This is a genomic window from Amycolatopsis sp. WAC 04169 (assembly GCF_003947535.1).
Lineage (GTDB): Bacteria > Actinomycetota > Actinomycetes > Mycobacteriales > Pseudonocardiaceae > Amycolatopsis > Amycolatopsis keratiniphila.
This window is the reverse complement of record NZ_QHJI01000004.1, coordinates 567,291-580,255: the sequence shown is the minus strand read 5'-3', so window position 1 is coordinate 580,255 and position 12,965 is coordinate 567,291. Positions and strand designations below refer to the sequence as shown.

Below are 12,965 nucleotides of genomic sequence, written 5' to 3'. Positions count from 1 at the left end.
GAGACCTCGGGGGAATCCGTTCGCGACGAAGGTGAGGTGCCTCGCGTGCGCAAGCAGATCGGCGAGCCGTCCGCCGCGGTCCTGGACGTCGGGTCGTTCAGTGCACGGCTGGTCGTCCTGGCCAAGGGTGGTTCGCCACTCGATCCCGCGCTGAGCCATCAGACGCGGCTGCGGCTGGACCGGGAACTCGACGATGACGGGAACCTGACCCGGCGTGGCATCGACGCGGTCTCCTCCGCGGTCGAGGCGGGGATGACCATCGCCGCCAAGCACGGCGTCGAGAACGTGTACCCGCTCGCCACGTCGTCGATCCGCGACGCGGCCAATGTGAAGCAGGTCGTCTGCGACGTCGCGAAGGCCACCGGGGTCAAACTGCGCTTCCTCACCGGCCGCCGCGAGGCCGAGCTGGCGTACGTCGGCGCGCGCCGCTGGTACGGCGCCTCCGCCGGGCGGCTGCTCGTGCTCGACATCGGCGGCGGGACCGTCGAACTCGCCGCGGGAGACGCCGAGGAAGCCGGGTTCGCGCATTCCCTGCCGCTCGGCGCGCGCTCGCTGACCCGGGACTGGTTCGCCACCGAATGCCCGTCGCCCAAGGTCGTGCGGGCGATGCGGGAACACGTGCTCGACGAGGTCCGCGACGCGATGCAGGACGTCCTGCCGCATATCCGCGACCATCGCGCCGTCGGCTGCTCCAAGGTGCTGCGGCAACTCGCCCGGCTCGCCGGCGACCGGCCGTCCCGCTCCAGGGAACTGCACCTCGACGATCTCCGCGCGTGGATCCCGCGGCTGGCGAAGCTGCCCGCGAAACGCCGCGCCGAACTGCCGGGCATCTCGCGGCAGCGCTCCCATCAGGCGCTCGCGGGCGCGATCGTCGCCGAGGCGTTGCTGACGCTTTCGGGTGGTCAGGTCGCCATCTGCCCGTGGTCCACCAGGGACGGGCTGCTGCTCGGCATGCTCGACGGGCTGGTCACGCTGGACGGCAAACCGGCGAAAGCCGCCTGAGGACTGGCGCATCCGGCCGCGAGCGGGTACCCCGGACACATGAGGGAAAGCAAGAAGAGCTTCGGGCAGGACGACGAAGAAGACCTCGACGACCTCCGCGGGATCCAGCCGAAGACCGACGTGCCGAGCGCGCCCAACCGTGACATCGGGCCGCACGGCACCAAGGAGGTCGACGACGTGCCGGGCGGCGGCGAGGCGCCGATCGAACCCCCGGACTGACCGGTATCACGCGTCCTTCGGCTGCCGTCGCGCCGGAGCGCGGCCCGCGGGCTGAGTCGGCGCCGGCCCCGGATCGATCGCCGGGATGGGCAGCCGCACCGGTTCGGTGGTCACGGTGAACGTCTCGCCGTGGTGCGCCAGTTCCAGCGGTTCCCCGGTGATCACGTGGTACGTCGCGCCCTCGCCGTCGATCTCGACCTGGAACCGGGTGCCGCGGAAGGTCAGCCGGAACGCGATCCGCCGCAGCTGGGGCGGCAGCCTCGGCGCGAAGGTAAGCCGTCCGCCGTGGTCGCGCAGCCCGCCGAACCCGGCGACGGTGCCCTGCCAGGCGCCCGCGAGCGACGCCAGGTGCAGGCCGTTGCGGACGTTGTTGTGCACGTCGTGCAGGTCGGTCAGCGCCGCCTCGGCGAGGTAGTCGTAAGCCAGGTCGAGATGTCCGACCTCGGCCGCCACCACGGCCTGCGTTCCCGCGGACAGCGAGGAATCCCGCACGGTGATCGCCTCGTAGTAGGCGAAGTCGCGAGCCTTCTCCTCGGGAGTGAAGGAATCCCCGCACAGGTGCAGCGCGAGCACCAGATCGGCCTGTTTGACCACCTGTTTGCGGTACAGGTCGAAGTACGGGAAGTTCAGCAGCAGCGGGTAGAAATCCAGGTCCGTCGCCTCGAAATCCCACTCGTCGTGCTCCAGGAACCCTTCGGACTGCGGATGGACGCCGAGGTCCTCGTCGTAGGGCACCAGCATCGCGTCGGCCGCCTCGCGCCACAACGCGACCTCGTCCTCTCCGACCTCGAACCGCCGGGCGATGTCGTCGTGCTGGCCGACGATTTCGGCGGCGTAGAAGAGATTCCGGCGGGCCATCAGGTTCGTGTAGACGTTGTTGTCCGCCACCGCGGAGTACTCGTCCGGCCCGGTCACACCGTCGATCCGGAAGCGGCCTCGCCGGTCGAAATGCCCCAGCGACACCCACAGCCGCGCGGTTTCGAGGAGCAGTTCCGCGCCACAGGTCCGCATGAACTCGTCGTCGCCGGTGGCGTTGAGATAGCGCACGACGGCGTCGGAGATGTCCGCGCTGACGTGGAACGCCGCCGTGCCCGCCGGCCAGTACGCCGAACACTCGGCACCGTTGATGGACCGCCAGGGGAACGCGGCGCCGCGTAAACCCAGCTGCGCCGCCCTTTCCCGCGCTTTGTCCAAAGTGGAGTGACGCCAGCGCAGGGCGTCGCGGGCGGCGTCCGGGATGCTGTAGGTGAGCACGGGCAGGACGAAGGTCTCGGTGTCCCAGAACGCGTGGCCGTCGTAGCCGGGGCCGGTCAAACCCTTGCCCGCCAACGCCCTCGTCTCACCGCGGGCGCCGGCCTGCAGGAGATGGAAGAGCGCGAACCGCACGGCCTGCTGCAGTTCGGGGTCGCCGTCGATCTCGATGTCCGAGGTCTCCCAGAAGTCGTCGAGGAACGCCTTCTGTTCGGCGAGCAGTCCCTTCCAGCCGGTCTGCCTGGCCCCGGCCAGCGCGGCCTCGACCTGCGCGCGCACGGCGGGCACCGAACGCTGCGCGGACCAGCCGTAGGCGAGGAACTTGGTGATCCGCAGCCGTCCGCCCTTGGGCACGTCGACGGCGATGGTGAGCCGCGCGAGATCGTCCTCGGCCTCGATATGCGTGCGCACGCCGTCGGAGACGTCGATCTTGTGGTCCATCGCGGCGGCCATCCGCAGCCCGGATCGCCGGGTCTGGTGCACCAGCACCGCGTGATACGCCTCCGCGTGGTGATATTCGCCGACCAGCGGCGATTCCAGGGCCGCCGCGACCCGCGGATCGCGCGTGTCGGACTCGATCGGCTCGTTCGCCAGCAGATCGGACTGCACCACCAGTTGGAGATCGTCGTCGAGCGGTTCGACCTCGTACCGGATCGCGGCGACGGCGCGCTGGGTGAACGAGACCAGGCGTTCGGTCTTCACCCGGACGCGGCGCCCGGTCGGCGAGGACCAGACGGTGTCGCGCGCGAGGGTGCCCTTCCGGAAGTCGAGCACGCGGTCGTGTTCGGTGGCCTGGCCGTAGCGCATGTCGAGCGGTTCGTCCTCGACCAGCAGCCGGATTATCTTGCCGTCGGTCACGTTGACGACCGTCTGGCCTTCTTCGGGGTAGCCGTAACCGGTTTCCGCGTACGGAAGGTCGTGCTGTTCGTAGAAACCGTTGAGGTAGGTGCCCGGCAGGCCGCGCGGCTCCGCCTCCTCCAGCGTGCCGCGCAGGCCGATGTGCCCGTTGGACACCGCGAACGCCGATTCGGTGCGCTGCAACGCGTCGACGTCCATCCCGTGCCAGCGCAGCTCCCAGGGCGCGACCTCGTAGCCGCGGAAAAGCGCTTCGCTCACTTGCGGTCCTCCAGGAGTTCGGCGAGGTCGTCCACCACGACGTCGGCACCGTGCGCGAGCAGTTCGCCCGCCTGGTGCGCGCGGTTCACCCCGACCACGTAACCGAAACCGCCGTCCTTGCCCGCCTGAACACCCGCGAGCGCGTCCTCGAAGACGGCCGCGTTCGCCGGGGCGACACCGAACGCCTCGGCGCCGGCGAGGAAGGAATCGGGGGCGGGCTTGCCGCGCAGGTTCTGCTCGGCGATCACGATCCCGTCGATCCGCGCTTCGACGAACTTGGTCAGGTCTGCGGCGTCGAGCACCTTGGCGCCGTTGGCCGACGAAGTGACGACGCCGATGCGCAGCCCGGCCGCCTTCGCCGCTTCCAGATACCGGACGGAACCCGGGTACGGGGTCACGCCCTCCTCGTCGATGATCTTCAGCACCAGCTGGTTCTTGCGGTTCCCGACGCCGTTGACGGTGGCGGCGTCGATGCCGTCGTCGGGGTTTCCCTCGGGCAGCTCGATCCCGCGTGAGGTGAGGAAGGTGCGGACGCCGTCGGCCCTCGGCCTTCCGTCGACGTAGGCCGCGTAGTCGGTGTCGGTGAACGGCGAGAACGCGTCGCCGTCGCGGGCGCGCAGGAACTCGTCGAACGTGCGCTTCCACGCTTCGCGATGCTGGGCCGCGGTTCCGGTCAGCACGCCGTCGAGGTCGAAGAGACAGGCCGTGATGGTGTCGGGCAGACCGATCATGTCTGGCAACGCTACCCGGGCTCGCCGGTACTCGCTCGGCTCTCAGGCGGCGCGGACCACGAGCGCGACGTGCCGCGCGGCCCGCTCCAGCGGTTCCGGCGACCGGTGGACCCGGCTCACCAGCAACGCGCCTTCGAGGTTGTTCATGATGGCCGCCGCGACGTCTTCGGGATCCTCGACCTCGCCGAGCAGTTCGACGAGCAGCTTGTGCCAGGCGGCGAACGCGTCCTGGCACGCCTTGGTGATGACGGGGGAGGCGTGCGCCATCTCCAGCGTGATCGTGGCGAGCGGGCAGCCACCGCGGTAGTCGTCGGCGGCCAGCGCTTCACCCGCCTTGCGATACCACCAGGCCACGGCGTCTTCGACCGTCTCGTTGCGCTCGAAAGCGCGGCGGACCGTCTTCGCCACGACGGCGGTGCCGAGCTCGATCGCGGCGACCGCGAGCTGCTCCTTGCCGCCGGGGAAGTGGTGGTACGCCGACCCCCACGGCGTGCCTGCCTGCTCGACCAGCCGCCGCCACGAGGTCGCCTGGTAGCCCTCGCGGCGGAAGAGCGTCATCGCGGTCGAGATCATCCGCTCGCGAGTGGTGGTGTCGGACACGTGCCCAGCATAGACCTTGACTAGGACGACCGTCTTAGGAAAGCCTAGGACGATCGTCTTAGGAGGCAGCCATGACCATCGACGTCACCGGGCAGACCAGGCAAAAGACCGTGACCTGGCAGGATCCGCTGCCGACCGCGCGGCTCGGCCGGGAAATGTCCGGCCTCGACTACCTGACCGGGATCGCCGAAGGCCGGATCCCGCCCGCGCCGATCTCGGCGCATTTCGGCATGCGCTGGGTGAGCGTGGCCGAGGGGGACGTCGTGATCGCGGCGACGCCGGACGAGTCGCTGTACAACCCCATCGGGACCGTGCACGGCGGGGTCGCGGCGACCCTGCTGGATTCGGCGGTGGCGTGCGCGGTGCACTCGACCCTGCCCGCCGGCGTCGGGTACACCTCGGTGGAGCTGAAGGTGAACTACCTGCGCGCGATTTCCGGTTCGGTGGGGGAGATCCGCGCGCACGGCTGGATCGTGAAGGCCGGTTCGCGTGTCGCGTTCGCCGAGGGCGACCTCCGCGACGGGCAGGGCAAGGTGCTCGCGACGGCGTCGAGCACCTGCCTGATCATCAAGCCCTAGAACATCTCGGCGCCCGGCGGCACGGGCTGCTTGACGTCCCAGTGCTCCACGATGAGCCCGTCTTCCACGCGCACGATGTCGACGATGGCGGCTCCGAGCTCCTCGCCCGGCCGGACGACGTGCAGGTGCACGACGACGTGCTCGTCGTCGGCGATCACGCGTTTCACCGCGACCTCCGCGTCCGCCAGCGGTGAATTCCGCATGGCTTCGACGAAAGCGTCACGGCCGGAGGGGAAACCCGGGCTGTGGGTGACGAAATCCGGGTGCACGTCCCTGCCCGCGGCGGCGAAGTCCTTGTGCACGAACATGTTCTCGAAGCAGTCGAGGACGATCTTCTTGGCTGTGGTCATAGGAACAGCGTGCACCCGCTGTCGATTACCGCGGAGGTAATGCCTCAGGCCGCCCCGACCTTGCGTTCGAACACCAGGCCCTCGGCGGCGCGCAGCCCGACGCTGATCGCGCCGGTGAGCACTCCGTCGTCGCCCAGTTCGCCTTGGACGACCGCCGGGACCAGGGGAGTGAACGAGCGCAGGGCGCGGTCGATCGGGTCGAGCAGCCGATCGGCCGCGGTGCCGATCCCGCCGCCGAGCACGATCAGCTCGGGGTCGATCACCGCCGCCACCGACGCCACGGTGTACGCGAGCCTGTCGGCCTCCGCCTCGACGGCACGCAGGGCGAGCTCGTCGCCGTCGCGCGCGAGCCGGAAGACCTCGCGGGCGGATTTCGCCGTGCCGAGGCCGAGTTCACGCGCGCCGCGCACGACGGACTGTGCCGCCGTCGCCTCTTCGAGGTGGCCGCGGACCGGAGGGGCGTCCTCGCCCTCGCCCGCCGCGTGCGACTGGCCGTAGGGCAGGTAGCCGATCTCGCCCGCCGCGCCGGTCGCGCCGCGGAAGACCTGGCCGTTGACCATCACGCCCATCCCGACGCCGGTGCCGATGGTGATGCAGCCGAACACGGACGCGCCGCGCGCGGCTCCGCGTTCCCATTCGCCGACGGCGGTGAGGTTCGCGTCGTTCTCGACCATGAGGTCCGGGCCGAGGACCCCTTCGAGTTCGTCGAGCAGGCCCGCCTTGCCCCAGCCGGGCAGGTTCGGCGCGTGCCGGAAGCAGCGTTTGTCCGGGTCGGCGACGCCGGGGGAGCCGAGGACCCGCACGACGATGTCCGCCTGGGACAGTCCCGCTTCGCGCACCGTCGCCGAGGCGAGGGTGCCGACGGCGCTGACGAGCGCGGTGCCCGAACGCGAGGTGTTCCGCTCGTCACGGCGGGCGACCACGGTGTGGCCGAGATCCGAGACGGCGACGCGGAGGTGCTCGCGTCCGATGTCGACACCGAGGACGTAGCCCGCCGTGGGATCCGCTTCGTAGAGCACGGCGGACCGGCCGGTGCCGGTCGAGGTGTGCCCGGTCGCCCTGGCGAGACCGGCGGCTTCGAGCGCCAGTAACGCTTGGCTCACCGTGGGTTTCGAAAGGCCGGTGTCCTTGGCGACTTGGGGCCGCGTCGCCGGGCCGCTGCGGCGCAGGAGGTCCAGCACGGCGCGCTGGTTGATCTTCCGCATCCCGGCGGGGGTGCCGACGGGTGGGTTTTCTGCGCCAACCACGAGCTTCGCCTCCTGTCGAACCAAGGTGTTCCACCAAAGTTATCCGCCTCCGGCCCGAAATGGGCAAGAAGGTTTACATTCGGTGGTCCCAGGCGACGATAAACGTGTCCGCGCCGCGAATCGCGCACGCCGCGCGCGAAAAACCGTGATTCACCCGGTATCCGGGCGCGTGCTCCCAGTGACCGGTAATGGTCTAGACCAGGCGCCTTCAGGCGACGTGGCGGCTCGCGGGCCGCCGGAATCCCCTGTGCTGCCGGGGCCGTTCGGGGGTTTCGCCGGTCTCATGATCGGTTTCGGCGCTGTAGGCGCCCGGGTGATCGGCCGTCGTCGCCGGGCTGGGGCGGTTGCGCAGCCGGTGCTGACGGTTCACCACGTACAGCAGCAGCAGTCCGGCGACGACCAGCCCGTGGGTGAGCACGCGTCCGGCGGTCACCTGCCCGGTGACGAGGTCGCCCGCCGACAGCGCCAGGAGCAGCGCGACGAAACCGGTCAGCGCGGGCAGCTGACCGGCCGCCGCCTTCGTGCGGACGGCCGCCCAGCCGAGTCCGACGCCGACGGCGAGGTTCCACGCGCTGCTTTCGTGGGAAAGGTGCCCGATCAGGGATTCCGTGCCGTGGCCGGCGGTGTGGTCTTCGACGCCCAGTAGCTGGGCGAAGGCGAGCCCGAGCTGCGCGATCGCGACCAGCGCGAGCGCGATCCTGGCGGGCCAGCCCTCGCTCGGCGGGGCGGGGGTGCGTTCGAGGATGACGGCGGTGAGGTCCGGGACCGCGGGAGCGGGCCGCAGCAGTATCGCCCGGTGCATCCGCTCGGCGCGCGAAAGCCACGACCGGCAGGCGGCGCAACCGGCCACGTGCCGGTCGACCACCTCGGGCGGGGCGGGTTCGGTTTCGCCGTCGAGCCGGGCCGACAGGGCCTCGCGGCAGGTCTCGCACTTCACGTCTCACTTGTCGGGCGCGGGCCTGCCCCGGTTCCCGCGACGCTGCTACGTTTCTCGTATGGCCGGGGCGCGCAACCACGACGACGAGCGGGTGACCGAGCTCGCCCTCGCCGCCGCCCGCGGCGACCGGCGGGCGCTCGAGGACTGGGTGCGTGCCACCCAGGCGGACGTCTGGCGCTTCGTCGCGCACCTCGCCGACGTCGGCGCCGCCGACGATCTCACCCAGGAGACGTACCTGCGCGCGTTCGGCAGCCTGCGCCGGTTCGCCGGCCGGTCGTCCTCGCGGACCTGGCTCCTGTCGATCGCGCGCCGCGTGGTGGTCGACCGCATCCGCGCGGCTTCGGCGCGCCCGAAGCTCGCCGACGTCGACTGGGAGGCCACCGCCGAACGCCGCGGCGCCCGCCAGGCCGAGGGGGTCGCCGGGTTCGAAGACCTCGTGGAGCTGCGGATGCTGCTCGACGGGCTCGACCCGGAGCGGCGCGAGGTCCTCGTGCTCACCCAGGTGCTGGGCCTCTCGTACGCCGAGGCCGCCGAAATCTGCGGCTGCCCGGTCGGCACCGTGCGCTCGCGTGTCGCGCGCGCCCGCGAAGACCTGCTGGAAGCGGGCCGGGAGCGCGACTCCATCTGACGCCCGCCTGTGGCGCGTCACACATTTGAGCCCTTCCGCTGTCACCTTGTCACACAGATGGGGCGACACGACTACTCCGCGTTGACTAGGCCGAATGCCGATGCCTAGCGTGTCGCCATCCAACCCCAGGCCGCGCGAGGGTCCCCGCCTGCTCCGCGCGCTCTCGAAGGGATCTTCCCGATGGCCAGTCCCACCACCGCTGAGGGCCACGGCAGTGAGGCTCCGGACCCCGGAGGCCTCGGCCGCCGCCGGTTCCTGACCTTCCTCGTCGCCGCGCCCACCCTCACGATCGCCACGAAGATCGGCATCGACACCGTCGCGCCCGAAGAGGCCGAAGCCGTCATCCCGACCCCGCCGGGCCCGGCCGAGATCCTCGACCTCGGCGACGTGCTGATCCTGTCGAACGCCCCCACCGCCAACCTGCTCGTCCTCGAAGTCCGCGAAGACGGCCGAGTCAGGCTGGAACTGCCTCGGACCGAGGTCGGCCAGGGCATCACCACGGCGAACGCGATGCTGGTCGCCGAAGAAATGGACCTCCCGCTCGACCAGGTCGACGTCGTCCTCTCCGACGCCCGCTCGGAGCTGCTGTTCAACCAGCTGACCGGTGGCTCCAACACGATGCGCTCGCTCTACACCCCGGTGCGGACCGCGGCGGCCGCCGCGCGCGCCCGCCTGGTCGCGACCGCCGCCAGGCAGTGGGGCGCCAAGGCCGACCGGCTGTCCACAAGGGACGGTGCGGTGATCGCCCCCGACGGTCGCCGCGCGGACTACGGCTCGCTGGCCAAACCCGCCGCCCGCGCCGACCTCGGCAAGCTCACCGCGACCCCGAAGGCCGAGTCCGCGCACAAGCTGGTCGGCACGCCGCAATCGCGCAAGGACGCCCGCGCGATGGTCACCGGGCAGCTGAAATACACCCTCGACCTCGACGTCCCCGGCGCGAAGCCGGTCATGGTCCGCCGCCCGCCGACGATCAACGGCACGGTCGCGAAGGTGAACAACGAGGCGGCCGTCCGCGCCATGCCGGGCATCATCGACATCGCGGTCATCAAGACCGGGGTCGCGGTGATGGCCGAGACGTTCGGCCAGGCGCTGGACGGCAAGAACGCCCTCGACGTCAGCTGGAACGGCGGCACCGTCGACGGGGAGAACAACGCGACGATCAAGAAGAAGCTGCAGGCCGCGGCGCTCCCGTTCGTCGTGCCGCCGTTGCTGACCCAGTACGTCGACGGCGAGTTCGACTTCGCCTTCGCCAGCCACGCCCCGCTGGAGACCAACTCGGCGGTCGCCGACGTCCGCGAGGACAGCGCGACCATCTGGTCCGGGATGAAGGTGCCGATCCTCGCGAAGCAGAACATCGCGCAGGAACTAGGCCTTCCCGAGAACAAGGTCACCGTGCACGTCCAGCAGGCGGGCGGTTCCTTCGGCAGGCGGCTGTTCTCCGACGGCGCCATCGAGGCCGCGCGTGCCTCCAAGGCGTTCAAGCGGCCGGTGCGGCTGATGTGGAGCCGGATCGACGACATGCGCCACGGCCGCGCCCGTGCCGCGAGCCACCACAAGATCCGCGCCACCTTCGCGCTCGGCCAGGTGCTCACCTTCGAACACCGCGTCGCCAGCGTGGAGACCGACTGGAGTCACGGGCTCGGCGAGGTACTCACGGCGTTCGCCGCCGAACTGCCCGTCGGCGGCAACCTGAGCTTCGCGCAGACGGTGTTCCTGCTGACGGTGAAGTCGCCGTACAACTTCGGCGTCACCACGCAGCTGCTCAACGAGGTGCCGGTGGACTTCCACACCGGCGCCTGGCGGTCGGTGTACTCGGCGAGCACACGCGGCGCCGAAGAGATCATGGTCGACGAGATCGCCGCGAAACTCGGCAAGGACCCGGTGGAGTTCCGGCGCGAGTTCATCAAGAACGACCGGCAGCGAGCCGTGCTGGACAAGGTCGCGGAACTCGGCGAGTGGGGCAAGAAGATGCCCAAGGGGTTCGCGCAGGGGGTCGCCGTGCACGGCGAGTACAAGTCGTACACCGCCTGCCTCGTCGAAATGGACGCCCGCGACCCGAAGAAGCCGCGTGTCACCAAGGCGACCATCGCGGTCGACGTCGGCAAGCCGATCAACCCGCGCGGGATCGAGGCGCAGATGCTCGGCGGCCTGACCGACGGCATCTCGACCACGCTGACCGCGGGCCTGCACATCGACAAGGGGCTGCCGCTGGAGGGCAGCTACTCGCAGTTCCATTACGCGCGGCAGAAGAACTCGCCGATGGACGTCAAGGTGTTCGTCATGCCGGAGACGGGCGAGATCGGCGGTGCCGGGGAGCTCGGCGTGCCGGCGCCGGTCGGCGCGATCGGGAACGCCTACGCGCGGGCGACCGGGATCAAACCGCGTAGCTTCCCGATCAACTTCCCGATCGACTTCGACCCCTTCCCCCGCTGACTTTCCTTCCCCGCCAAGGAGTTTCGATGCCCAACTACACCTTCACGGTGAACGGGAAGACCGTCACCGTCGACGCGCCCGCGGATCTGCCCATGCTGTGGGCGCTGCGGGACAAACTCGGCGTCCGCGGCCCGAAGTACGGCTGCGGGATCAACGTCTGCAAGGCGTGCACCAGCCACCTCGACGGCGAGGCGTTCAACCCGTGCGTGACGCCGGTGTCCGACTGCTCGGGCAAGGAGGTCACCACGATCGAAGGCCTCGCCGACGGTGACGACCTGCACCCGGTGCAGGAGGCCTGGCTGGAGCAGGACGTCGCGCAGTGCGGCTACTGCCAGCCGGGGCAGATCATGGCCGCGGTGGCGCTGCTGAAGAAGACGAAGAACCCGACGGACGCCGAGATCGACGCGATCCAGAACGTCTGCCGGTGCGGCACCTACTTCCGGATCCGCGAAGCTATCAAGAGCGCGGCCGCGAAGATGTGAACCACCGCTGGTGCGGCGAGAATATCGGCTTCCTGCCGCACCAGCGGAGTCTTCGCGCTTCGACAGGCCACCTCCGGGCAAGTCGTGTTAGATGACGGCCCCAGGGACTCGACGAGGAGTCCCTGCCCCGGAGGACGTCCATGCACTACGAAACTGTGCTCCGCGAAGGCTCGGCCGTCATCGTCGCCGAACTGGCCGTCGAGGTCGAAAAGCAGCTTCCCGGGCTCATCGACGGCACCGTCGAGCAGATCCGCGCCGAAATGCCGGTCTACCGCGACGCGCAGTTCGTCACCCTCGCCGAACTGCGGACGTCGGTGCGGAACAACCTCGAGTTCGTCATGCGGACCCTGCGCGGCACGGAGGAACCCGACCTCGCGCAGGCACGGGCGACCGGGCGCGCGCGGGCGTTGCAGGGCGCGCCGCTGCCGGAACTCCTCCGGGCCTACCGGATCGGGCTCACCGAGGTGTGGAACCGCTTCGTCGAACTGACCGCGTCGGGAGAGCACCAGGACCTTCGCGGCCTCGTCGCCGCGACGTCGGCGATCTGGGCCCTGATCGACGACTACGCCGAGGCGCTGACGACGACCTACCGCGACACGACCGCCGAAGTCATGCTGGCGCACCAAAGCCGGCGCTCGGCGTTGGTCGAGGCGCTGTTCGCCGGCGGCGCGGCCACCGAAGGCACGTTGTGGGACATCGCGCGCGTGCTGGAACTCTCGCTCGACGGGACCTACGTGGTCGTCGCGGCGGAGACCCCGCGCGTCGGGCACGAACCGTTGCCACAGATCGAAAACCGGCTTCGCGACCGGCATCACGCGTCCGCCTGGCGGCTCACGCCGGACCTGCAGGTCGGCGTGGTCTCGATGCGGGATCCGGCGGCGTCCCAGGTGATCATCGGGCTCCTACGGGAGAACCAGACCGGCCGGATCGGCGTCAGCCCGGTGTTCACCGGACTCGGGAACACCTCGCGTGCCCTGCACCTCGCGCGGGTCGCGCTGTCCAGCATGATGCCGGGGACGACGGGAATGGTGCAGTTCAACGAATCCCCGCTCGCCGGTCTCGTCGCCAGCGCGCCGGAGGCGTCGGTCCAGCTCGCGCATCACGTGCTCCGGCCGATCCTCGACCTGTCCGGCGACGACCGGAACGTGCTGCTGCTGACGCTGCGGGCGTGGTTCGAATGCCAGGGCTCCACGAAGCTGACGTCGGAGCGGATGTTCTGTCACCCCAACACGATCCGGCACCGGCTGAAGCGGATCTCCGAAGAACTCGGCCGTTCGCTGACCGATCCGGCGGACATCGCCGAACTCGGCGCGGCCCTGCGCGCGCTCCACATGTTCCCGGATACCTCGCATCTGCCCTCGCCACGGGACCCGCTGCGCTAGGTTTCCCGG

General features: G+C 70.2%; 13 protein-coding genes. 7 read left to right on the top strand and 6 right to left on the bottom strand.

From position 1 onward, the window contains the following. Positions 1–45 precede the first annotated feature (45 nt). Positions 46–1,002 (top strand): Ppx/GppA phosphatase family protein, encoded by a 957-nt coding sequence (locus DMC61_RS11750; RefSeq protein WP_125689176.1) that lies wholly within the window; start codon positions 46–48, stop codon positions 1,000–1,002. Positions 1,003–1,041: 39 nt separating this feature from the next. Then, a complete protein-coding gene (locus tag DMC61_RS11745) occupies positions 1,042–1,221 on the top strand; it encodes a hypothetical protein (protein ID WP_037344936.1) in 180 nt (59 codons plus the stop codon). Positions 1,222–1,227: 6 nt separating this feature from the next. Here the strand turns inward: DMC61_RS11745 and DMC61_RS11740 are convergent, their stop codons facing one another. From DMC61_RS11740 to DMC61_RS11730, 3 genes are read right to left on the bottom strand one after another with little or no spacing between them, the layout of a single operon-like run. Then, a complete protein-coding gene (locus DMC61_RS11740) occupies positions 1,228–3,528 on the bottom strand; it encodes a glycoside hydrolase family 65 protein (protein ID WP_125689437.1) in 2,301 nt (766 codons plus the stop codon). 56 nt (positions 3,529–3,584) lie between these two features. After that, positions 3,585–4,319 carry an HAD family phosphatase gene (locus DMC61_RS11735; protein ID WP_125689174.1) on the bottom strand — a complete coding sequence of 245 codons (735 nt, stop codon included), beginning with the start codon at positions 4,317–4,319 and terminating at the stop codon, positions 3,585–3,587. A 42-nt stretch (positions 4,320–4,361) separates the two neighbouring features. Continuing rightward, positions 4,362–4,919 (bottom strand): TetR/AcrR family transcriptional regulator, encoded by a 558-nt coding sequence (locus DMC61_RS11730; protein ID WP_233594780.1) that lies wholly within the window; start codon positions 4,917–4,919, stop codon positions 4,362–4,364. Positions 4,920–4,990: 71 nt separating this feature from the next. On the opposite strand from DMC61_RS11730, the gene DMC61_RS11725 reads away from it, so the two are divergent. Further along, entirely contained in the window at positions 4,991–5,497 is a 507-nt protein-coding gene (locus DMC61_RS11725) for a PaaI family thioesterase (RefSeq protein WP_125689172.1), read from the top strand. Here the strand turns inward: DMC61_RS11725 and DMC61_RS11720 are convergent. The 3 genes from DMC61_RS11720 to DMC61_RS11710 form a co-directional block, all read right to left on the bottom strand. Continuing rightward, complete coding sequence (locus DMC61_RS11720) at positions 5,494–5,847, bottom strand: nuclear transport factor 2 family protein (RefSeq protein WP_125689170.1); 354 nt, start codon at positions 5,845–5,847, stop codon at positions 5,494–5,496. The genes DMC61_RS11725 and DMC61_RS11720 overlap by 4 nt on opposite strands. A gap of 44 nt (positions 5,848–5,891) precedes the next feature. Beyond that, positions 5,892–7,094, bottom strand: a complete 1,203-nt coding sequence (locus DMC61_RS11715) for an ROK family protein (protein WP_125689168.1) — start codon at positions 7,092–7,094, stop codon at positions 5,892–5,894. Positions 7,095–7,302: 208 nt separating this feature from the next. Beyond that, on the bottom strand, positions 7,303–8,031 hold the full coding sequence (locus DMC61_RS11710) for a zf-HC2 domain-containing protein (RefSeq protein ID WP_125689166.1): 729 nt from the start codon (positions 8,029–8,031) through the stop codon (positions 7,303–7,305). A gap of 58 nt (positions 8,032–8,089) precedes the next feature. Between DMC61_RS11710 and sigC the strand changes: the two genes are divergently transcribed. The 4 genes from sigC (at position 8,090) to DMC61_RS11690 (ending at position 12,956) form a co-directional block, all read left to right on the top strand. After that, positions 8,090–8,659 carry an RNA polymerase sigma factor SigC gene (gene sigC / locus DMC61_RS11705; RefSeq protein ID WP_016335903.1) on the top strand — a complete coding sequence of 190 codons (570 nt, stop codon included), beginning with the start codon at positions 8,090–8,092 and terminating at the stop codon, positions 8,657–8,659. Between the two features lie 180 nt (positions 8,660–8,839). Then, a complete protein-coding gene (locus DMC61_RS11700) occupies positions 8,840–11,092 on the top strand; it encodes a xanthine dehydrogenase family protein molybdopterin-binding subunit (protein ID WP_125689164.1) in 2,253 nt (750 codons plus the stop codon). Positions 11,093–11,118: 26 nt separating this feature from the next. Then, positions 11,119–11,574 (top strand): (2Fe-2S)-binding protein, encoded by a 456-nt coding sequence (locus tag DMC61_RS11695; RefSeq protein ID WP_016335901.1) that lies wholly within the window; start codon positions 11,119–11,121, stop codon positions 11,572–11,574. A gap of 140 nt (positions 11,575–11,714) precedes the next feature. Continuing rightward, complete coding sequence (locus DMC61_RS11690) at positions 11,715–12,956, top strand: CdaR family transcriptional regulator (RefSeq protein WP_125689162.1); 1,242 nt, start codon at positions 11,715–11,717, stop codon at positions 12,954–12,956. Positions 12,957–12,965: the final 9 nt, after the last annotated feature.